At 40.8% G+C, this 21,253-nt stretch carries 17 protein-coding genes and 1 pseudogene; 8 read left to right on the top strand and 10 right to left on the bottom strand.

Annotated elements, in window-relative coordinates; all coding sequences use genetic code 11:
* Window positions 1–17: 17 nt before the first annotated feature.
* The 5 genes from B5D55_RS03880 to B5D55_RS03860 are packed head-to-tail and all read right to left on the bottom strand — an operon-like array spanning window position 18 to window position 4,865.
* On the bottom strand, window positions 18–500 hold the full coding sequence (locus tag B5D55_RS03880) for a hypothetical protein (RefSeq protein ID WP_078932687.1): 483 nt from the start codon (window positions 498–500) through the stop codon (window positions 18–20).
* Entirely contained in the window at window positions 501–1,598 is a 1,098-nt protein-coding gene (locus B5D55_RS03875; protein WP_078932686.1) for an RnfABCDGE type electron transport complex subunit D, read from the bottom strand.
* Window positions 1,591–2,961: a hypothetical protein gene (locus B5D55_RS03870; protein ID WP_078932685.1), complete on the bottom strand. Its 1,371-nt coding sequence runs from the start codon at window positions 2,959–2,961 to the stop codon at window positions 1,591–1,593. Before B5D55_RS03870 ends, B5D55_RS03875 begins: the two co-directional genes overlap by 8 nt.
* Entirely contained in the window at window positions 2,958–4,364 is a 1,407-nt protein-coding gene (locus B5D55_RS03865; protein ID WP_078932684.1) for a hypothetical protein, read from the bottom strand. Before B5D55_RS03865 ends, B5D55_RS03870 begins: the two co-directional genes overlap by 4 nt.
* A gap of 21 nt (window positions 4,365–4,385) precedes the next feature.
* Window positions 4,386–4,865 (bottom strand): divergent PAP2 family protein, encoded by a 480-nt coding sequence (locus B5D55_RS03860; RefSeq protein WP_078932683.1) that lies wholly within the window; start codon window positions 4,863–4,865, stop codon window positions 4,386–4,388.
* A gap of 91 nt (window positions 4,866–4,956) precedes the next feature.
* On the opposite strand from B5D55_RS03860, the gene B5D55_RS03855 reads away from it, so the two are divergent.
* Window positions 4,957–6,018, top strand: coding sequence for an RluA family pseudouridine synthase (locus B5D55_RS03855; protein WP_078932682.1), 1,062 nt, complete (start codon window positions 4,957–4,959; stop codon window positions 6,016–6,018).
* Between the two features lie 8 nt (window positions 6,019–6,026).
* A complete protein-coding gene (locus B5D55_RS03850) occupies window positions 6,027–6,932 on the top strand; it encodes a hypothetical protein (RefSeq protein WP_078932803.1) in 906 nt (301 codons plus the stop codon).
* Here the strand turns inward: B5D55_RS03850 and pcnB are convergent.
* Together pcnB and B5D55_RS03840 are read right to left on the bottom strand one after the other, a co-directional pair.
* Complete coding sequence (pcnB, locus tag B5D55_RS03845) at window positions 6,929–8,038, bottom strand: polynucleotide adenylyltransferase PcnB (protein WP_078932681.1); 1,110 nt, start codon at window positions 8,036–8,038, stop codon at window positions 6,929–6,931. The two genes, B5D55_RS03850 and pcnB, sit on opposite strands and share 4 nt — an antisense overlap.
* Before the next feature lie 148 nt (window positions 8,039–8,186).
* The gene (locus B5D55_RS03840; protein WP_234975369.1) at window positions 8,187–9,137 is read right to left on the bottom strand and encodes an alpha/beta fold hydrolase; all 951 of its coding nucleotides are present in this window, start codon (window positions 9,135–9,137) and stop codon (window positions 8,187–8,189) included.
* A 43-nt stretch (window positions 9,138–9,180) separates the two neighbouring features.
* Between B5D55_RS03840 and B5D55_RS03835 the strand changes: the two genes are divergently transcribed.
* The 3 genes from B5D55_RS03835 (at window position 9,181) to B5D55_RS03825 (ending at window position 13,962) form a co-directional block, all read left to right on the top strand.
* On the top strand, window positions 9,181–10,395 hold the full coding sequence (locus tag B5D55_RS03835; protein WP_078932680.1) for a class I SAM-dependent RNA methyltransferase: 1,215 nt from the start codon (window positions 9,181–9,183) through the stop codon (window positions 10,393–10,395).
* A complete protein-coding gene (locus B5D55_RS03830; protein ID WP_078932679.1) occupies window positions 10,392–12,200 on the top strand; it encodes an outer membrane protein assembly factor BamB family protein in 1,809 nt (602 codons plus the stop codon). Before B5D55_RS03835 ends, B5D55_RS03830 begins: the two co-directional genes overlap by 4 nt.
* A 130-nt stretch (window positions 12,201–12,330) precedes the next feature.
* On the top strand, window positions 12,331–13,962 hold the full coding sequence (locus tag B5D55_RS03825; RefSeq protein WP_078932678.1) for a P83/100 family protein: 1,632 nt from the start codon (window positions 12,331–12,333) through the stop codon (window positions 13,960–13,962).
* 135 nt (window positions 13,963–14,097) lie between these two features.
* Here B5D55_RS03825 and B5D55_RS03820 read toward each other — a convergent pair whose 3' ends face one another.
* Entirely contained in the window at window positions 14,098–15,594 is a 1,497-nt protein-coding gene (locus B5D55_RS03820; RefSeq protein WP_078932677.1) for a monomeric [FeFe] hydrogenase, read from the bottom strand.
* 158 nt (window positions 15,595–15,752) lie between these two features.
* On the opposite strand from B5D55_RS03820, the gene B5D55_RS03815 reads away from it, so the two are divergent.
* Complete coding sequence (locus B5D55_RS03815; RefSeq protein WP_078932801.1) at window positions 15,753–17,468, top strand: capsule assembly Wzi family protein; 1,716 nt, start codon at window positions 15,753–15,755, stop codon at window positions 17,466–17,468.
* A gap of 117 nt (window positions 17,469–17,585) precedes the next feature.
* Entirely contained in the window at window positions 17,586–19,037 is a 1,452-nt protein-coding gene (locus B5D55_RS03810) for a lipopolysaccharide biosynthesis protein (protein WP_078932676.1), read from the top strand.
* Here the strand turns inward: B5D55_RS03810 and B5D55_RS03805 are convergent.
* Together B5D55_RS03805 and B5D55_RS03800 are read right to left on the bottom strand one after the other, a co-directional pair.
* Entirely contained in the window at window positions 19,026–20,096 is a 1,071-nt protein-coding gene (locus B5D55_RS03805; RefSeq protein WP_078932675.1) for an acyltransferase family protein, read from the bottom strand. The genes B5D55_RS03810 and B5D55_RS03805 overlap by 12 nt on opposite strands.
* Window positions 20,093–20,950 carry a CDP-glycerol glycerophosphotransferase family protein gene (locus B5D55_RS03800; protein ID WP_078932674.1) on the bottom strand — a complete coding sequence of 286 codons (858 nt, stop codon included), beginning with the start codon at window positions 20,948–20,950 and terminating at the stop codon, window positions 20,093–20,095. The genes B5D55_RS03805 and B5D55_RS03800 overlap by 4 nt, the downstream gene beginning before the upstream one ends.
* Window positions 20,951–21,059: 109 nt before the next feature.
* Here B5D55_RS03800 and B5D55_RS03795 point away from each other — a divergent pair.
* Window positions 21,060–21,253 (top strand): annotated as a pseudogene (locus B5D55_RS03795) (IS21 family transposase); the annotation flags it as partial.

The raw sequence follows: 21,253 nt of genomic DNA, 5'->3' as shown, positions 1-21,253 counted from the left end.
TCGCTTCTCCAAAGAAATTACTGTGGCTTAGGCAGAGAGTCTGCCGTAATTTTTTCTATTTTTTGAGTCCAGTATGCAAGCAGCGGATTAGTAGTGTTTTCCTCAAGAATACGCTTTACCCTGCCGGAAACGCAAGTATAGCCTAAAAACTCTGCGCCGGAATTCTTTTTATACAGAAAGACTGCCGGATATGGTCCGAACAGCGTTGTCGTCCGTATGATAACGGCATATTCCTTTTCTGCACTGTTTTTGTCCTGAAGTTCGTACAGAGCCGCGCTTGTTGAAAACGGAGATAAAATCTGGACTGGTTTTGTAACTTTCCATTTATCAGGCTGCTTTTCCTCAAGCATTGTTTCTACTGCCTGCTGAAGTCCCTTAGTCCATTTTTTTTCGGCAAGCCGGATGCATCCAAAGTCAATCAAAAAAAAGAAAGTAAGAATTCCTGCAAAAATACAGGTTATGCGCAATGCTTCTTTTGAGTCTGTTTTTAACAATGCCATTTAGCAGTCCCCTTTGAGCGAAAGCTCCACTAATTTTTTTGTATGCCTGATGTTCGAGTCGTTTTCGTAGAACTGAATTAAAATAGATACAAAATTTATAAGCAGGACTGTAAACGCCATTCCTGCAGGAGAAGTTCCGCAGCCGGCTATGAAAAATGCTGCCGTACCGGCAAGAATTCCGTAAATGATTTTTCCGTTCAGTGATGACGGTACTGTTCCGTACCAGTTCAGGACGAAAGTTGCCGTAAACAATGTTCCGCCTGTAAGCAGGGCAAGCAGCATATCACCCTGAAACGGAATTCCCTGAAAAAATACAGGTGAAACAAAACGTATCAGAAGAAGGTATACTGCTAAAAAGAATGATGAAATTACGATTTTCATACCGTCCATAGAGAACAGGACGATTGAAGAAACAAGCGTAACAAGATTAAACCTGAATGCAGGTATTACACTGTGAGTATCCCAGAACAGTGATGCGTAGCCGTCGGGAATTGATACCTTGAACAGGCTGAATATGGCATTATTTAAAGTTTCTGTAACGGAACTGTCAAAAGCAGCCGTCGGAAATATTCCGCTTTCAATAAGCTGCTGAGAAGGATTGCGGGAAGTCAGCATATCGGCAGTTAATTCTATCTGACCGAAAAGATATGCTCCTGCAAGCCACAGGACGGCAACTGCAAAAACGCTCGGATTTACAAGCGAATAGGAAAATCCTCCGAAAAAATGCTTTATGATAATCATAACGAGCAGCGTAATCAGAAAAACCGTAAGCGGCGGATATGTTTCAGGAATGAGCATACCGGTAACTAGTCCCTGCACAATACTGATAGGATATGTAAAATAGCATTGCGGTTTAAGGAACATACATTTTCTGTCTATAAAGTTTGCAATCACAGAACCGGCCGCCGCAGCACAGATAACGGCAATCGCACTAAAACTTTTTGTAAGTGCAAGCATAAGAATTTGTATGCCAAGAAGGACAAGCATAACGACTGATTCTGTGCCTACTGAATGGTGTATATAAGTAAAAGGACGTATTATTAAGTTCCTGTATTTTTTTCCGTTGCCGGAAGGTGTTTTTGTTTTATTTTCAGACATCAGATGCTCCTTTTTTTTGATGTAATTCTTCCGTCTGCACTACTGCTTTTTTTTCAGAAAGTGGCAGTGCTGAAACAGGTGCGCTTTTTTTCCTGTAGATAACGTGGCACAGCGGAAGGCGTGCCGGGCAGGAAGCGTTGCAAAGTCCGCAGTTATCGCACAAAAATGCTGACTGCATAAAAACATCGTCTTTTTTTTCCGTGCGGTTTTTCAAATTGCGGAAGATAATGTCAGGAGAAAGTTCTTTCGGACATACCCGGTGGCAGTTTCCGCATCGGATGCATTCCGACTGGCGCTGATCAGGAGTTTTCATCGCCGGCAGGAACACAACGGATTTTACGTATTTTGTAACAGGCGCAGTCAGAGTACCAGCCGATACACCGGAAACAAGTCCGTTTACGATGATTGCTTTCGGATTTTTTATAAGTGAACCGCACTGTTCTGCCAGATTCTGTAATGTCGTTCCTATGCTGACTTTTATCAGTCCTGATGCAGGAATGCAGTCACCTGAAATATGAACGTATCTGTCTATGACCGGCATATCAAAACTGAATGCGCGGTATGTTTCAAGCATAGTAGACGAATCCGTAAAAAGTGATTTTTTTGAAATTGATGCCGTCCACTCTTCCCTACTGTTTTTCTGCACAAGCCGTATGATTTCTTCTTTGTAGCCGGAAGGATATTTTTGTGCGTTTGTTTTCAGGCATAGGACAGGTATTTTCTGTTCCGGGAGTTCTGGAAGTTCAAAATCCCTGTCCGCAACGAAAATAATTCCTGCGGCGTTCATTGCTTTTGCAACAAGAAGCGAACCGGAAAAAACGTTTTCAAAGAAAAACTGCGTTATAAGCGAATCTGTAAGACGGCTCGGGTCTTCGTCAAAAAGGCGTACAGCCATAACAGGCTTTTTTTCTGCGGCGGCACGCTGTATATCTTCTGCAAGGAGAACAGGCTCGTTCGTTACAAACGTATTTATTATTCCCTTTTCATTTATGGACTCAAAAATCATAGTGCCGGTACAGGAACGCACATCGGCAGGCTTTTTGTTTTTTCCAAGGAACGAAAAACTGCCCGAAAGCTGTATGCGCATCCCCTCGCAGGTTCGTCCGTCCGGGCATACGCAGGACTCAATTCCGGTTACGATTCCCGGAATAGGTGAATAGACGGAGGAAAAAATACCGTTATTTTTGTCGGAAACGGCAATAATCTGTCCTTCAGAAACTTTGTCACCCGGTTTTACGAGCCATTTGCAGTCAGCGTTTACATCCTGCTTTAAAGGAACGATGACAGAATTCGGAACAAATCCGTTCACCGTTTTTTTATACATATTTTTTTTCAGCGGGCTGATATTTGGAAATACAGTCATTTTACCCCTCGTGGCACAGCAATGCACCTTCCCTGTTTTTGTGCAATATAGAAAAACAGCGCAATGCAGAATGATAGTATCAGAATAAGCACATTAAGAACAGTAGGCGCCTGCACTCCGGAAATAACGTAACCGGCAGATGCACTGCTGTTTTTGCCGAGCATTTTTTCTATGGCAGGATACGCAAGGTTTTCTACTGATTTCAGGGAATCATCTATAAAATTTCTGCCATATACAATCGACTTTTCGATTTCCTGAATTTTTCCGTTTTTCTGCGAATACTGCATAAAAGAAACTGAGTCACCCTCTTTTGGATTTGTCTTTTTTCTGTCTGAACTAGACTCATTCAGCGAAATATACGGATATGTAAGCGTTTCCCACCGCCAGTTTACAAAATCGTGTATGGTAGGAAGGTTTCCTGTTCCGTAAGGAGACGGAAGCTGAAGAGATTTTTCTGATGACGGACGGATAATCCGTACGTTCATAACGGCAAAAAGGAAAAGAGCCGCAATAGCACAGGAGCATACAAGCAGACAGAAAAGCGATTTTTCCGTGGAAAGTGAAATCATCCGTGCAGGAATGATTTTTACAGGGCTGAAACTGTATCGTCTGTCACAGACTTCGGAAACTGCACTCATAAGGAAAAAAACTGCGCACTGAGATGCTGTAAGCAGTAGAAACATCATTCCGCATTTTATGCCTGTAAGAAACATACACAGAACGGACACGACGGAAAACGCAATCAGCAGTCTGTTCCTAAAAAGATACGGCAGCGCATTGTTCCTCTTCCATACCTTTAGAGAAAGAAAAATGCCGTACATAAAAAGGCACAGCGCCGCTGCCGCACTGTAGAACGGCTGGGTGAACGAAAAAAACACCGGAATACAAAGCGAAAACGCGCACAGAATGCGCCTGTCAGAAAACCAGACAAGTATTCCTGCAAAAATAAGGCAGACAATCGGCACGAAAAACGGATATGCGGCGCTTACGTTTACAGCGGCTGTAATATTTCTGGAATTCATAAACTTAACGGCGGCTTCAGCTTTCCGCACATATAAAACCGGAACGTAATACAGCCGGTATTCGTGATTTTTGTCAAAAAAATACATTAGCCGCTTCTTCAGATAGGAAGACGGCTCAAGTCCAGAAAGCGCAAGCGATACTTCAGGAGTTTCGGCAGAAGCCGCAAGCGGAACGAACTGGTTTTCCAGCGAAATAACGTCATTGCAGCCGGCGCTCTCAAACGCTTCCTGAACAACAGCCGTATCTGCGCCGGCAGGAACGTATACTACGGAATATCCGTCCCACAGTTTTGCCGCAGGAATGCTTCTGAGCGTACAGAATAAAAAAAGAGAAGACAGAATTACAAGTACAGAAATTATAATTTTTTTCAGGTCTTTCATATTGTTCCGCAGGCTCAAAAATCAGAATAACGAGAATGCAAGACCGATAAAAAATCCCAGAAGACAGCCTATAGTAACTTCCATAGGCGTATGACCGTTTACTTCGCGAATAGGCTTGTAGTCTATGATGTCTTTTTTGTTTAAAAGCCTGCCGATTTCATTTATTTTCTGCGCCTGAATGCCGTTTGAACGTCGCACGCCAACGGCATCGCGTATAGTAACCATAAAAAAGCAGAGCGAAAGGATAAAAATGTCGGAGGAAATTCCGTTGCGAAATCCTACCGTTGTTGACAGTGAAGCGACCAGTGCAGAATGGCTGGAAGGCAGTCCGCCTGTTTTCCAGATAAGATTTTCCACCAGCTCATACAGGCTGTGAATGCGTCCGTATAAAATACTAATTACGGTCTTTATGAACTGCGCGCAGAACCAGCTTGAAATGCACGCCAGAAGTACTGGATTGGACAAAAACTTTTTGACTTGGTCGCTCAATAAAGTAAACATAGATTTATTTTATCATCATAATCTATTTTTTTCTAGCATTTTCCCTGTAATTTAATGTTATCATTTCTTATTTATTGGTATAATCAGGTTCATGGATTTTACGGAATTTTCAGCAGGCGCAGACGACGACGGACGGCGGCTTGACAGAATAATACGGCGTTTCATTGCGACAGAACAGCTTTCCGGCATATACAAGGCAATCAGAAAAGGTCTTGTAAAGGTGAACGGCAGAAAAGCATCGGCGGAACAGCATATCCGGGAAAAAGACATAATCACCATTGCATCATTCCTTTTGAACAGGGAAGATAGCGCGCCTTTTTTGCAGGATGGAGGCGGAACGGCAGAAGCTGCGCCATACACATTTCCGTATGAAATTCTGTTCCATAACGAGCATATTCTGATTATAAATAAGCCTTACGGAAAAACAGTTCACGGCGCAGCTGACTCCATTGAAAAAGACGTAGTTAAATTCTACAGAACTTCATTCCCGGAGCGGAATTCCCTTTCCTTTACGCCCGGTCCGCTTCACCGGCTTGACGGACGGACGACAGGTATTCTTGCATTTTCCTGGAGTCTTGCCGGAGCGCGCTGGTTCTCCGGAGCAATCGCTTCTCACGCCATACAAAAAACGTATCTCGGAATTGCGCAGGGGCATCTTGAAAAAGCGGAATGCTGGCGCGACTTTATCTACAGAAACGAGCCGGACGAAAAACGAACCGGCGCTTTCCATACGGTTTCTGCAAGAAAAGAACGGCAGTCCGCACAGGAAAAAGCATTTTTTTCTGTCCTTTCACCTGATGCGGCAGATTCTTTTTCACGTAATGAAAAACTTGCCGTAACAAACGCCTTTCCACTTCAATACGGCACATACAGCGGAAAGCCTGTTTCGCTTGTAAAATACGTCATCGAAACAGGACGTACGCACCAGATAAGAAGCCAGTCTGCCCTGCACGGTGTTCCTCTTGCCGGTGATACTGCATACGGCGGATTTCCCCTCCCCGGAAATCAAAAACTTTTCCTGCACGCCATTTCGCTTTCACTTCCTGCTGATAATCCTGTCGGGCTTCCGCCTGAAATTACAGCGCCAGTTCCGCCTGAGTTCAAAACTTTTCTTTCTTCTTCCGATTGCGAAACAGGCTTGTTGCGTTTATAATGGAACGTATGAGCGGAAATTTTATAGACGAGATTGTCCAGGCATTAAAACCTTGCACGGTATATGCTCTTGTTGGTGAAAGCGGAACCGGAAAAAGCTTCCGGTCAAAACTGCTTGCAGAAAAATACGGAATTGACTCAATCATAGACGACGGACTTCTTATTCAGAATGATAAAATTCTTGCAGGACATTCTGCAAAGCGTGAAAAAACTTATATGGGTGCAGTTCGCGTTGCACTTTTTGATGACAAGGAACACCGTGACGAAATTGCCCGCGCCCTGAAAAAAGCTCATATCAAGAAAATCCTTATACTCGGAACATCGGAAAAAATGGTTCTGAAAATTGCAATGCGCCTTCAGCTTCCGCAGCCGCAGAAAATCATCCGCATAGAAGACATTGCAACACGCGAAGAAATCGAAAAGGCAATAAAATCACGACAGGTAGAAGGCAAGCACGTAATTCCAGTTCCTTCTATCGAAATAAAGCGGAACTATCCTCAGATATTTTCAAATTCAATAAAAGTTTTTTTCAGGAAGAACAAGCTTTTTGCAAAAAAAGACCAGAACGACGGAAAACTGTTTGAAAAATCAATCGTTCAGCCGGAATTTTCAAAAAAAGGACGCATAGAAATTTCGGAAGCGGCGCTTACACAGATGGTAATGCATTGCGTTTCCGAGTGCGATGAAGCCGTCCGCGTAAAGAAAATGACTATAAAGACAGATTCCCGCGGCTACAGAATCATAATTCTGATTGACGTTCCGTTTGGAACACAGCTGACCGGAAAAATCCATAAACTTCAGCAGTACATAATAGATAAGATTGAAAGCTACACAGGAATTCTTATAGAAGAAGTAAGCATTGTAATCGACAAGATTACCGGCACGAATTTTTCAGAAACAGGGAAAAACGGCTAGTTTTTTTCCTGTTTACTCCTGCCCTTTTTTCTGCGCTGAACGATTTTTCCGTGAATGCCAAGTTCCGTAAGAACTGCTTTTACGGCAAATTCAAGTTCCGTACGCTGAGGATTCATCGGAAGAACAAAATTCCTGCATTCAGTCCACGTTTTTGTATACAGTTCGCCATAGGCAGTGTGGCATTCGCTTTCTTTTTTCCAGTCTGTAAGGCTGATGATAAAATCCTTTATGATAAAAACTAGTTTCTGTCCCAGCCTTGCATCAGGGGAATTCTTTATAAGTTCGTCAAGTTTTACGAGGTTCTGCATATAGGACGACTCAAATTTCTTGTCTGCATACATCATTGCAGTTGCCGCCGGCTGAAGCGCCATATAAAGGTCTGTATCAAGCGCCTCCCCTACGATTTCTGCGGCACATCCGCTGTTCAGGATTTTAAGCAGTTCTTCCGTAAGGCGCGACGGCGAAATCTGGGACAAAAGGCTTGCGTTTGCGCGGATTTTGTGGCGCAGGGAGAATGAAATTTTTGCGTCGGTTTTGGCAGAATATTTTATGGCACGGAGCATACGCACCGGGTCGTCCGTAAAAATCCTGTCCAAAGGAATTACAGGACGGAGAACGTGTTTTTTTATGTCACGCATTCCGCCTACATAGTCAACTACCTGTTCCTGAATAGGATCGTAGTAAAGTGCGTTAATCGTAAAATCCCTGCGAAGGACATCTTCGTCAATTGTTCCGAATTCGTTTCCTACAGAAGAACCGTCCGCATTTGAACGGAACGTACTTACTTCAAAAATTTTCTGCCCGAAAACAACGTGGACAATGCGGAAACGTTTTCCGATAATCCTTGAATTTCTGAAAAGCCGCTTGATTTTAGACGGAGTTGCGTCTGTTACAATATCAAAGTCTTTCGGCGTATTTCCGACAATCAAATCGCGGACAGCTCCGCCTACGATATAAGAATGAAATCCGGCATCCTTCAGCCTGTTGATTATAAGAATTGCATCAAAATCTATTTTTTCTTTGGGAATGTTATGCTCATTCTTAGTATAAACGACAGCCTTCTTCACCGGCCGCCCGAACTTATCAGTACCATATCGTATTAACACAATGAAATGATTTTATTACGTAATAAAGCTATTAGTCAAGAATGAGCAAAAATGCGAGCTGGCGCAGCATTTTAGCGAATGTCTAAATTTGCACGAATTTCTAGATTGGAAAAATCTTTGCCGGCTTCTCCAATCCAGAAAAACAGTTTTATTTCAGTACGGTACGCGTAATCCAGTCAAGGACGTCCTGTACAGCTTTGTCACCGTCGAGTTCGTTGAACAATTCGTGACGGTCTCCTGGATAGAACTTCATGTCAACAGTCTGCATTCCGTTCTTACGGTAGATGTCCGCAAGCTTTTCAATCGTCTTTCCGTACTTTCCGACCGGGTCGTCCTGCCCTGCAATTAAGAATACAGGAAGCGTGCACGGAATTTTTTTCATTGCGCTCTTTTTGTGAATTTTTAAAAGTCCGCCCAATAAGTCACGGAAAAAGCCTATGCACGCCGTTCCGCCGCACCATGAGTCGTTCATATACATATCAACGTTTGCTTTGTTCGCAGAAATCCACTCAAATCCTGTAATGACTTCCGGAATACGCTTGTTATATCCCCCGAAAACTACTTTCTGCACGAATTCAGATTTATATTCCGGTTTGTGGAAGAGCGACACCACTCCCGTAAGCAGTTTCCCTGCCCATACAGTTCCGTTCATCGGTCCTGCCGTTCCGCATAAAACGCAGCCGTCAATCAATCCGCCTTTTTGTTCTATATATGCCTGCGCCACAAATGAACCGAACGAGTGGCCTAGAAGTATTATTTTTTTGCCGGGAAAATCTGCCTTTGCCTTTTCGATTATTTCCGCAAGATCGCTTACAACAGCCTCAAAACCGTTCTTTTTAGCAAGAAGTCCGAATGTTCCCGTGCCTTTCTGTTCAGCCGTAAACGCCGTCTTACCGTGACCGCGGTGGTCGTGGGCACTGAATACAAAACCTGCTTCTGCCATAAGGCATCCAGCCCTGTCATAGCGCAAAGAATGTTCAAGCATTCCGTGAGACAGTACGATGACCGCCCTGCACTGCTCCTTGTCGTCGGGAATCCAGCGGTTAACTGCAATTTCCGTTCCGTCTTTCATCGGTTGAAAAAACTTTTCTGTCAGCATAAAACACTCCACACAAAAACTGAAATTTGGTAGTATATATAAAATGAATATACAAACTATTATAACAGATAAATGCGTTTTCGGGGGAAATTGTTTATCAAAAATTAACGGAAAAGCAGTTTTTGTACCGTTTGCTGTTCCCGGAGAAACTCTTGAAGTTGAAATAACTCAGTCAAAACGCGATTATGACTCTGCAGAAATAAAAAATATCATAAAACCGTCTGAACACCGCGTAAAACCTGTATGTCCGTACTACGGAACGTGCGGCGGATGCAATATGATGCACATAGATTCAGAATATCAGAAAGAACTAAGGGCAGAAATGCTTAAAGATGCATTTGTGCGTAACGGAATAACGCCGCCTGAAATTCAGGTTGTTTGCGGAGAAAATTTCGGCTACCGTTCGCGATTCCAGCTGAGTGACGGAGGACTTTCTGCACGCGGAACAAATACGGTAATTCCAATAGAAAGATGCGCCGTTGCGGAGAACTGCATAAATGAATGGCTTTTGTCTTTTCCAATGGAAAAACGTCCTTCCGGAAGATGCCATATTTTCGGGAGCGGAAAAGTCATTTCTGCTGGCGGAAAGAGCGGGTGTTCCGTTTCTGTTTCCGGAGGTTTTGAAAAAAACGTATCTGTTCAGCCTTCTAAAAAATTCAAGAATATGAAACAGGTAAAAAAGCATTATGCAGGCACAGTGCTTTCGGAAAAAACGCTTGTTACCGTGGAACTTCTTGGAAAAAAGATAACTTTTGACGCGAGGGGATTTTTTCAGTCAAACCTTGGCGTTCTTGAAAAAGCGATTCTGGAAATCTGTCGCGGACTTTGCGGAAGCTCCGTTCTTGATATGTATGCCGGATGCGGAACATTCTCCGTATTTTTAAGCGACATTTTTGAAAAAACAACGCTCGTTGAGCATAACCGCGACGCACTCGTTTTTGCAGAACAAAATCTTTCCGGAAAAAATCACGAATCAATTGGCTTGAGCGGCGCAAAATGGGCAGCCGCAAACCGAAACGCATATTTTGATGCGGCTGTTATAGATCCGCCAAGAAGCGGAATGGAAAAAGAAGTTCTTGAATATCTTTGCCGTTCAGGCATTCCGCAGATTCGTTCCGTCTCGTGCGATCCAGCAACACAGGCGCGTGATACAGCCGCACTGGTACAGTCCGGCTATGTTTTGAAACGTCTGTACCTTCTTGACTTCTATCCTAACACAAGCCACATAGAAAGTCTTGCCGTTCTGGAAAAAGAATGATGCGCCGCTTTTTTTTGTATGCAGCATTTATTCTTACTCTTTCTGCAGCATTTTCGGCTGAGCAGACTTCTCTTTCTGCAGATAATGCAGACTGGACATGCGTTATAGGCGGAGAAGCAGTAACGCGCCCGGTGCAGACTTCGTACGGTTTTGTCGTTCTTACGGACGGAAAAATGATTTCTGCCTGTACAGAAAACGGTACAAAACTTTGGGAAAAGCCTGTTCCCGGACGCCCCGACCCGTTTCTGACCGTAATTTCAAAAGATTTTCTTGTAACTGTAAGCGATAAAAAAACAATAAGCCTTATAAATCCAAGCGGAGTTGTCCTTTGGTCAAAAAAACTTCCGTATCAGGTAACAGAATCTGCCCTGCCGGGAAAAGACGCGCGTTTTTTTGTAAAGGGAAAGAAAAACATTTCCTGCTTTGGAATTAACGGCGTTTGTAAATGGAGCATTGAAACTCCGTCTTTAAGTTCAATTCCGCTTGTAACACTGAACGACGGAACGATTCTTGCCGTGCTATTGAATTCCGAAAACGGTAAATCGTCAGGAATAAGAATATCACCGTTCGGCACAGTCCTTGAAACAATCAGCTTTGCAGGCATAGTTTCCGGTGCAATGACCTGCGATTACGGTGTTCTTCTTGCATTTTCCTCCGGCGGTTTCGGACTTTGCGCCGTAAACGAAAAAGAAAAACTCACCGGAACAAAATGGGCAGTTCCTTCCAATGACTATGCACTTCAGTCTGCAAGTCCTTCAAAAGGAACTGAATTCGTGCCTGTTTCTCAAAGCTTGTCTGCCCTGCTTTTAAGCAGTTCGGGAAAGTCTGTAAAAGTAATTCTTTTTGAAAACAGAACGGGAAAAATCGTAAACATTTTTTATGCAGACGCCCTAGATTTTTTACGTCTTTCCGCTGCGAAAGGTGCTTTAGGCGGTGAAGGAATTTTTTTAAGCGACGACAGAACAGGGCGCGTTTATGACACGGCAGGAAATATCGTTTGGAGCGCAGCGTTACCGTCTGCATCATCACGCGCCGGAAACTGGAATTTTCTTTCCTACACAAAGAACAATGTAATCGTAATCTGTTCAAAATCATGGGTGATGAACGGTTTTCGCACGGTACAGCGTCTTTCCGGCAAAAAGAATGTTTCTTCCGTGCAAAAAAAGAGCGGAAATCCTGTTCGCTATGAAAACTTCTATATTATAGATACTGAGCAGTTCAACCGGTATTTTTCAGAGTCGTTCGGAGAGGATATTCTTGGGAAAAACCGCATTTCCGTCCTGCAGAAAGGTATGTACGGACCTGACGAAATCAATTTTTCGTCAAAACTCTTTTCCGTCTGCAAGGCGTATTCCCAGTTTCTTTCAAGCGCATCATCAGGTGCGCGGACAGAAGAAAAATCGATTTTCTACCGTGACACAATCGGTCTTCAGGAGACTGTCATGCAGCTTTCGCTTTTAGGTACGGATGAAGTTCCTGAACTGATTGCCTCTCTTATTCAGACAGAAAAAAACATGCAAAATCTTGCATTTCTTATGAAAGCCGCCGGCCAGTGCGCTTATGACCCGGACGGACGTATGCTCAGGGCAATAGAAAAAAGACTTCTTACCCTTCCGCCGCGGAACACGACCGTTCTTGTTGCGCTCAGCGATGCTGCTTACGAAATCTGCCGTTTTATGGGACGACCAGCATTTTTTTCACATTGTATGGAAATTCAAAAGTCGCTGCTTTCAAACCAGTATGACAATACAGTTCACGAAGCAGTAAGAAAAAATCTTTCAAAGACAGCCGCGCTTAATATGTAGCTCCCTGCTCACTACAATATCTTATTAAAAACAAAGCAGATTATTATGGATAAACTGTCTCTTTCATTGTATAATAATGCTTGATTTTTATCACAGTAAAAACAAATTGCAATATAATATTGGAGGATATATGAAATCTCATTTTGCCATATTTGCAGGGGTGCTGTTTCTTCTTGCACTGCCGCTTTCTGCACTTGAAGTAAACGAAACCGAACTTAAAAGCACAGGAACTGCGGACACAATCGTGTTCATCAACTATACAGGTCCTCACGCAAAAATTGACTCCCTTGAGAGCATAAAAAAACTCGGCTCTGACCTTGGTGCGGAAATCTCAAAGAGTCCGTCTGAAAAAATGACCGCCGGCTCATCTGCACGTTATTCAGTCATTCACGCTGTTGACGAAAACGAAAAATCAAAGCTTGATGCAGACATAATTCTTATTGGAAAAGATGCTGCTGTTGACCACATAGATAACCTTCGCCATATCATAGCTTCCTATCTTTCATCTGCTTACGGCTATTCTGAAAAAGATGCTGAAACAGTGGCTGTATTTGTAACTGTTTATAATGCCGTTTACCGCGCAGACTTTACCTCATTCCAGAACAAGTATAAAAAAATCGTAACCGATAACCTTACATCTTCAAACTGCGGACTTTCAGTGAACTATAAAGACTGGCCGGGCGCCTCGCAGATAGTCATTCCGCTTTTTGACGTAAACGGCGGAATAAGCACTGTAGACACATCTGTTATCAGTGATTCTCAGGTCGTAAAGAATATGCAGGAAGACGATGATAAAAACATCGAAAGCCGCAAAAATATGGTCGACATAAAGGAACGTGAAGCCGAACAGGCAACAGAAAAAGCACAGGCTGCACAGAAAACAGCCGTTGAAGAACAGAAAAAGCTTGAGGCAGAAAAAACAAAAACGCAGGAAGTAAAAAAAGAAGCCGAAACTGCAAAGGAACAGGCAAAAGAAGCACAGAAAACTGCCGAAGCAAATCCTGATGACAGACAGGCACAGGCAGAAGCCAAAGAAAAACAGGCAATTGCAGAAGAAAAGCAGGCTGAATACGAACAGCAGCAGACCGCCGAGCAGAAACAGCAGGCTGTTGCAGAAGAAGCAAAGCAGACGGCAGCTGAACAGCAGGCTGTTGCAGACAAAAAGAATACAGAAGCACAGGAAGAACGCAAGGTTATTGCACAGGATCAGCAGGAAGTCATTAAAAAGGAAATTGCTGATGCAGCCGCACCTTCCGCATACGGAATTGAACTTACAAATGAAGCTTCAATGCTTTCCGGTATGATAAAAATCAATACGAATAACGGACAGATTATAAAGGCATCTCCTGTAACCTATATCCGTAACAGAACAATATTCCAGGCAGGAGACAGTTTTATCGCCATTGCAGGAGAAAATTCAAGAAACGGTGCCGTAAAACTTATCCTTCTTTCGCCAGATACTATGGAAATTCAGGCAGAAAGCAATGAAATTGTTGCGGAAAATTCAGTGCTCATTCAGGACGGAAGCGATTATTACTGCGTAATAAAAGACGGTTCTTCATGGGTGCTTGCAAAATATGACCAGAATCTTTCCCTAAAACTGAAGTCTCCTGTTGCAGTAAAAAGCAGTACGCCGGTGACCGTCGCAAGCCAGTACATAATCGTTACAGGCGCAGACGGTGCCGTAAAGCTTCTTAATAAGTCAGATTTAACGGTAAAAAATGCCGTAAGTTCGTCATATAACGATGCAAATGCAAAATAACTTTTTATAACACATCAAAAAAAACGGCGGCTTCATTTATATTTTAATGCAAGCCGCCGTTTTTTTTGTTTGACCAAGGTTAACACTGAATAAATCCTATTGAGTATTTTTTAGTGTTAACCTTGAATGTAGTTATCAGCCGTCTGTATTTTTCTGATTTTCAGTTTTATCTTCTAAACCTTCCTTTACGTAGCGTTCAAGAAGAACAGTTGCGGCTTTTACATTCGTTATGGCAGACGGTCCTGCAATACAGCCGCCAGGACACGCCATTACTTCAACAAGATTTCCGTGTTCCGGTTCAGGCTGAATGTTTCCTACGTTTATCTGACCGTAGAATTTCAGTTTTTCCATGCCGGCTTTGTTCAGACCGTCAATAATATCTGCCTTAAGAATTTCCGGATGCTTAAGGCGAACCTTTACCGCCTGCGCAACACCGCCGGTCTTTGCAAAATTCCGCGCACTTTGCGTAGGAACATTCTTATGCTTTTCTGCCGGCACAAGCTTTGAAAGCTCGATATTTTTTGCAGAAAAAAATGCGTCTATTTCTTCAACAGTAAGCACGTAGTCAACGCACTCGTCATCCATTCCCTCGCGGCGCTTTGCAAGGCACGGACCTATGAATACGGTAATGCAGTCAGGATCATTTTTCTTTGCAAGTTCCGCAGTGTAATGCATCGGAGAACGAGTTTCGCTTACGCACGGAATAAGTTCCGGAACGTGCTTACGGACTGCGCGGACGTATGCAGAACAGCAGGATGTAGTCATAACCTTGTCTCCGCGCGCCATACGTTCCTCAAATTCACCTGCCTCTTTTTCAGCGCATATATCCGCCCCAAGCGCAACTTCAAGAACTATATCAAAACCGGCAGAAAGCAGTGCCGTTTCAAACTGTGCCGGCTGAATTTTAAACTGACTTGCAATTGCCGGAGCATACAGCGCCGTTACCCGCCGTTTTTTTTGCATGATATGCTTTATTACGTCAACAAGCTGGCTTTTATCCATCATAGCGCCAAACGGACATTCCCTCATGCAGTTTCCGCAGAAAATGCACTTGTGATAGTCAATAACTTCATGACCGTCAGCACCTTTTGAAATTGCGCCAACCGGGCAGGCAGCCTCACACGGAACGGTGATTTTTATAATTGCATGATACGGACAGTTCTGTGCGCAGAGCCCGCAGTGAATGCATTTTGCCGCATCAATATGCGCATGATGAACAATATTAATTGCTTTCTTAGGACAGTTCATCATACACGGACGGGCAAAACATCCCTGACAGGCATTTGTTACCATATAATCCTGCTTTACACAGGCATTGCACGCCTCGTGAAGAACTGTAAGCATAGGCCATGTAGGCTTATCGCGCTCAAGAGCTTCTTCCGCATAGTCAGAAATCTCTTTGTCTTCATCGTATTTTTCAATGGAAAAACCAAGTCGTGCAAGCGTCCGCATTTTTATAAGTTCGCGGTCGTGATAGATGCAGCAAGAAAAAGGCTTTGCATCTTTTGGAATGATTTCCTTGGGAATGGCATTTACTTCCCTGTCCGTAAGCCTTCCTTCCAGCTGCAGCTGCGCTAGACGCACAAGAATCTTCTTTTTTATTGCATTAGAATTGTTATTTATGTTGAGCATATTCAGATCTCTATAATTACTGTCCTTGTATAAAAAGTACCGGAAAATTGTCAGATAAATTCCTGAAAAAGTCAACAGATTAAGATTGTTCTGTCTGTTGAATGACTGCCGGTTTTAACATAATTTACACAAAACAGAATTTTCTTTATCATAAAAGAATGAAAAAGGTTTATTTTTACAGGATATGTCTGTTTCTTACAGTTACAGTTCTTACGTATGCTTCATTTTCACAGGAAGCATTGAAATCTACAGAAGAAGAATACTATGATTTTCTTTCCATTCAGGGAATTACAATACGCCCTTCCCTAAACTACCGCACTTTAAGTGATTCTGAATGGAACTTTACAGAAAAAGAAGAAACCGCCGGCGGAACAGAACTTTCTCATCCGTGGCAGAATAATAATCTTGGCTCAAAGCGCGCCCTGTGGCAGCCGCAGGAACAGTCTGAGTCGTTCTACTTAAAAGGAGTTCCGCAGGGAATGTTTGTAAAACTGTACGGTCCTGAATGGTACAATTCCTATAACACAGCTGCTCCATACGGACAGAACGACGGTGCACTGTGGCAGGGAAAAGGCTACAACACCTCCCTTACAGTCGGCGTCCGCCTTGAAGCTTACGGCCTTGAACTTACGGTAAAGCCGCAACTGAGTTTCAGTCAGAATGCATCTTTTGATTACATAACTCCCAATTATGCAGGAGTTGATAAAGACGGCAATCCGACAACCTATGCTGGCAAAGCATCTGAATACGGCTACTACGGCGTAACATCAATCGATGCACCGCAACGCTTTGGTGATAGTTCATTCTGGACATTCGACTGGGGGGATGCGGAAATCCGTTATTCATGGCACTCACTGACTATCGGATTCGGAACACAGACAATCTGGCTCGGTCCTGCGCAGCTCAACCCTATTATCCATTCAAATAATGCTGCATCATATCCGAAAATCGACATAGGAGTGAGAAAGACTTCTGTTTATTTTCCATATTTTAAATGGTATCTTGGCGATATAGAAGCACGCGCCTGGTGGGGAAAACTGTCAGAATCTGATTATTTTGATAACGATGATGATAACGACAATAACTTAATATCAGGATTTTCTATTGCATGGAGACTTCCGGTTACAGACTTGACGTTCGGTTTAAACAGAACAATGCTGAGCAAATGGAATGCCATGGATAAATACTCATTATTTCATATATACCTTCCATTTGATTCTTCTGGTGGTGATGATGCCAGCGATCAGCGTTTTTCATTCACAGCAGACTGGATGTTTGAAAAAGCTGGTCTCGAAATGTATTTTGAATGGGGGCGTAATGATTTTTCTTCAACTATTAGTAGAATTTTTATGTATCCATTCCATACACAAGGTTGGACAGCCGGTATCAGAAAATCAGTTTATTTTTCTGATACGGTAAAAGGAAAAATAACCTTAGAATGCACAGATCTTGAGTCTTCTCGTGATTATGAGCTTCTATGGCCGACAACATTCTATGCACATCATATTATAAAACAAGGATATACAAATCAGGGACAATGGCTTGGCGCATCTATGACAGGAGGAAACAGTCAATATCTAGGATTTGATCTCTACTGCCCATTCGGAGCGTTTAATTTTTTCGTACAGCGAGTTAATCCAGATCTTGACTATACGTGGTATTTGACAAAGGAGCAGCCAAATAACGAACGAGAACACGGCATACGAGTTGTTTTAAACATCGGAACAGGTGCTGATATTTGGCTTGCCAAATCGTTTTTGCTAAGTACACATATTGTTGCTCAATATGACAATCACCCATTTTTTACAAATGAAAGAGGTGTTACAGAGCGTTGGAACGCACAGTTCTCTTTAACAGCAAAATATATCTTTTGATTTGAGTTGGCACTACAAGCAGCCCCAACGCTCTTGAGTTGATAAATGGAAATATACAGTTTCTTTTCTCTGAAAAATAAAGTATAATCAAAGAAAAATAACTTTGTGAGATAAATCATGGGCGAAGCATCTATAAAAAAAGCATCTCTTATAACAGGTGTTTCAAAATATATAAATATATTTTTGGGAATATTATTTTCAGCTATACTCTCCAGAATACTGACACCAAATGACTACGGCATAGTTGCAATAGTAACCGTATTCTCATCATTTTTTATCGTTCTGTCTAACTGCGGACTTGGAATTGCAGTAATTCAAAGAAAAGAATTCTGTCAAGATGATGTAAATTCTCTTTTTACTTTTTCAATTTATTTTGGTCTCGCACTTACTTTTGTTTTTATTTTGTTAGCCTATCCGATATGTCTCTTTTTTAACAATAAAGTATATCTTCCGATATGTCTGCTTCTTTCTGTTTCTATTTTTTTTAATTCTATAAATGCAATTCCAGACGGTCTTTTGCGTCGAGAAAAAAAATTCTTTTTAATAGGTTTACGCTTAATAGTCGTTTCTTTGCTAACCTATGGGATAACAATCGTTTTAGCTATATTTAATTTCAAATATTATGCACTTGTCATTCAGTCAGTTGTTTCAAGTCTGTTGATTTTTCTTTGGAATCTGAAAAATATAAAAGTTCGTTTTGTCCGAAAAGTAAATTGGAATATTCTTAAATCAATTTTTTCTTACTCCGGGTATAATTTTTTGTTTAATTTTCTAAATTATTTTTCAAGAAATCTTGATAAACTTATAATCGGAAAATCATTAGGAAATGAAGCACTTGCACAATATAATAAAGCATATCATTTTATGCTTTATCCAGTGCAGAATTTAACAAATGTTATTTCTCCTACATTGCATCCTATTTTGAGCGATTATCAAAATGATAAACACATAATATATGATAAATATATGAAAGTTGTAAAACTGCTTTCTCTGATAGGAGTTTTAGTTACAGCCGTTTGTTTTATCTGCTCAGATGAAATCATCGCAATTTTATATGGTGCTCAATGGAAAAGCGCCGCCGTCTGTTTTAAATATATGAGTCTGGCTATTTGGACTCAGATGATTGGAGGAACGACAGGCTCAATCTTTGCAGCATTAAATGATACAAAAAGCCATTTTTTTGTTACCGTTTTTAATACTGCAATTATAATTTTTGCTTTAATTGCAGGAACAGCATCTAAAGACATTCAAATTATATCATTGTACATATCAATAGCATTAATCTCTCATTTCTTTACGATATATTACATACTCATCAAAAAAACAATGGAAAAGCCATTTTCATCTTTCCTGTCCGCCATCTTACCGGACTTTTCAATTCTGATTATCCTGTGTACATTGATGTGGAGTATAACACATTTTATCTCAATACAAAACAATATTTTGTCATTTATTGTAAAAGGTTCAATTATTACAGTAATATATATTCTTTTGCTGAGTCTTTTTAAGCAGTGGAAACATTTTATTCCATTATTGCCATCAAAGCTAAAGAATAAACTAGTGAAATAGTTTTGTCCGAAGTTTTGTTATGTACTTAGAGAAAACAACAATAAAACAGTCATATACAGTTGCAATTGCTATTGTTGAAATCAAAGTGCCTATAAAAAACAAATAGATATTTTTGTTTAATGCTAAGTCCGTAAGCAGTATGAATGGAATTCTTTGGAGCATATATACAGAGAAAATGTGTTTTCCCAGTTGCGAATATATTTTAGATGGAGTAAACAAAAACTTCATTTGACACAAGACAAATAAAACGGTAAACAGCAAGGCTTTTATAATAAAAAGCGGAGATTGCGTTTCGATTAGGAAAAATGAAACCAAAAAACTTATTACACTTATGACAAAAATGATTGCGTAATTTTTTGAAATTTTTAAAAAGGATTCTATCTGTTGCTTGTAATTGCTATACCATATTCCAAGATTAAAACAGAAAAGTGTATTATACCAGTAATGTTTCTTATAAATGAATAAAATAACAGCGAGTCCAATTGTAAGAAAATTGAAAAACACAATATTGAAAATCAATCTATCATTTCTCCATTTTTTCAGAAATGATACGTACAAAAGTATATAGATACAGAATGTAACGAACATAAACCAATTTGAGTTTCCAAAACAATCTTTCCAGCCTACGAATGAAAGAATAATTTCTTGCATAGAGAAAAAAATCCCTTTCATTCTTATGATACATAGCAAAAAATAAATAAGAACACAGAAAGCAAAATTTATATACGTCGGAAGTATTCGATGCGTAATAAAATTATCAGCGTAACTTTTGTTTTTTTTAATTTGCTCAAAAATTCCATATCCCGAATAGAAGAAAAACATTGTAACAATCAATTGCGAGGAACGGCTGTCTAATAAAACAAAAAGATGATTTAATACTCCGTAATCCATATCGACATAGCCTCGAAAATGTCTGAAAAAGACTAACAAAACAAATACACCTTTAATAGGAAGCGTCTGTTCCTTTTCAAGAAAACGCTCATTTATCCCGTTTTTTATAAATTGCGGTTTGCAATCAATAAAAAACAGGGCAAAAAGAATAATGTAGGCAAAAATCACAGCCGTTCTCCTTTTTCATAAAAATTATTTTTCAATATGTTGCGGATATTTTCAGAAGCCTTTCCGTAGCTTTTTATAATTTTGGGAAACAACCGATTTCTCTTCTCATAAAATAAATCGCAGCCGTTTTTTAACTGCTCGATAAAATTATTAATTTCATTCCATGAATTTGCCTTGTAAAACGCCTGACACATTTTTTTAGTATTCTTGTTAAACAAGCTCACATTTCCCAAATAAATGACAGGCTTCCGGGAAATAAAGAATTCTACTAACAAAGAAGTATAATCACTTATAAATGCATCTGCCTTTTCCAGACTGTCAAAGTAATCTTTGCTAGTATCAAAACGTATATTTCCAAGCTGTCTAAAAGTATTTTCAAGTTTTTCAAAATAATCAGGAGATACGATATTCTCTGCAATATAATGATGTATCATTAAAGGATGGAGTCTGATAATAATCTGAATATCAGAATTCTGTCTTGCATAGTCAATGAAATTGTCTATATACAGAAGAAATGAACTCCCCTGACTTTTTATTTTTTTATAGCTTGTCCAACGCGGTGTATATAAAATTGTAAACGGCTTATTTTTTCTCGGCAGAGAAGACTCTTTTTTATTGCAATACAAATCGAACCGTGTAAATCCTGCAAATAGAATTTTCGGGTAATTTTGTCGCATACTGCTCAAAACGAAACGTTTTCTTAATATGCTCCTCTCATATTCTGTTGTAGCAAAAATATAATAACAATTTTGCAGAAAATCATAATTATTAACAGTATTAAAATTGTGATCATGCTTATGTTCAAGATTATAGCTGTATGCAATGATGTTAGAGTTCGCCGATTTCAGCCACACCTAAGTCCAGTGGAAATCGCCAAAAATAAGTTCAATTAAAAAAGCCATTATCAAATCAAATAAAACTCTCTAAACTGAATAGTAACCAGAAACTCAGTCAGGGAGGAATATGAAAAATGATAATGACTTCACAGTCAGTTTAACACAAGCGCTCCAAGATATGAAGATGGAGCAAGGGGATTGTTTTGACCTTGCAAAAGTCAACCTTTCGGAGCTTGAGAGAAGAACCGGAATCAGCCGTGCAAAACTCCGAAGATTAAAATCCAATAATTTCAAAGAAAAACCTCATGCACTCATGGGAAG

It is taken from the genome of Treponema porcinum, from assembly GCF_900167145.1.
Classification (GTDB): domain Bacteria; phylum Spirochaetota; class Spirochaetia; order Treponematales; family Treponemataceae; genus Treponema_D; species Treponema_D porcinum.
This window is presented reverse-complemented; position numbering and strand designations above follow the sequence as displayed.

Excerpts from the sequence above, each read along its gene's own strand:
- B5D55_RS03880 (WP_078932687.1), bottom strand. The coding sequence starts at position 500 with ATGGCATTGTTAAAAACAGACTCAAAAGAAGCATTGCGCATAACCTGT.
- B5D55_RS03875 (WP_078932686.1), bottom strand. The coding sequence starts at position 1,598 with ATGTCTGAAAATAAAACAAAAACACCTTCCGGCAACGGAAAAAAATAC.
- B5D55_RS03870 (WP_078932685.1), bottom strand. The coding sequence starts at position 2,961 with ATGACTGTATTTCCAAATATCAGCCCGCTGAAAAAAAATATGTATAAA.
- B5D55_RS03865 (WP_078932684.1), bottom strand. The coding sequence starts at position 4,364 with ATGAAAGACCTGAAAAAAATTATAATTTCTGTACTTGTAATTCTGTCT.
- B5D55_RS03860 (WP_078932683.1), bottom strand. The coding sequence starts at position 4,865 with ATGTTTACTTTATTGAGCGACCAAGTCAAAAAGTTTTTGTCCAATCCA.
- B5D55_RS03855 (WP_078932682.1), top strand. The coding sequence starts at position 4,957 with ATGGATTTTACGGAATTTTCAGCAGGCGCAGACGACGACGGACGGCGG.
- B5D55_RS03850 (WP_078932803.1), top strand. The coding sequence starts at position 6,027 with ATGAGCGGAAATTTTATAGACGAGATTGTCCAGGCATTAAAACCTTGC.
- B5D55_RS03840 (WP_234975369.1), bottom strand. The coding sequence starts at position 9,137 with ATGCTGACAGAAAAGTTTTTTCAACCGATGAAAGACGGAACGGAAATT.
- B5D55_RS03835 (WP_078932680.1), top strand. The coding sequence starts at position 9,181 with ATGAATATACAAACTATTATAACAGATAAATGCGTTTTCGGGGGAAAT.
- B5D55_RS03830 (WP_078932679.1), top strand. The coding sequence starts at position 10,392 with ATGATGCGCCGCTTTTTTTTGTATGCAGCATTTATTCTTACTCTTTCT.
- B5D55_RS03825 (WP_078932678.1), top strand. The coding sequence starts at position 12,331 with ATGAAATCTCATTTTGCCATATTTGCAGGGGTGCTGTTTCTTCTTGCA.
- B5D55_RS03820 (WP_078932677.1), bottom strand. The coding sequence starts at position 15,594 with ATGCTCAACATAAATAACAATTCTAATGCAATAAAAAAGAAGATTCTT.
- B5D55_RS03815 (WP_078932801.1), top strand. The coding sequence starts at position 15,753 with ATGAAAAAGGTTTATTTTTACAGGATATGTCTGTTTCTTACAGTTACA.
- B5D55_RS03810 (WP_078932676.1), top strand. The coding sequence starts at position 17,586 with ATGGGCGAAGCATCTATAAAAAAAGCATCTCTTATAACAGGTGTTTCA.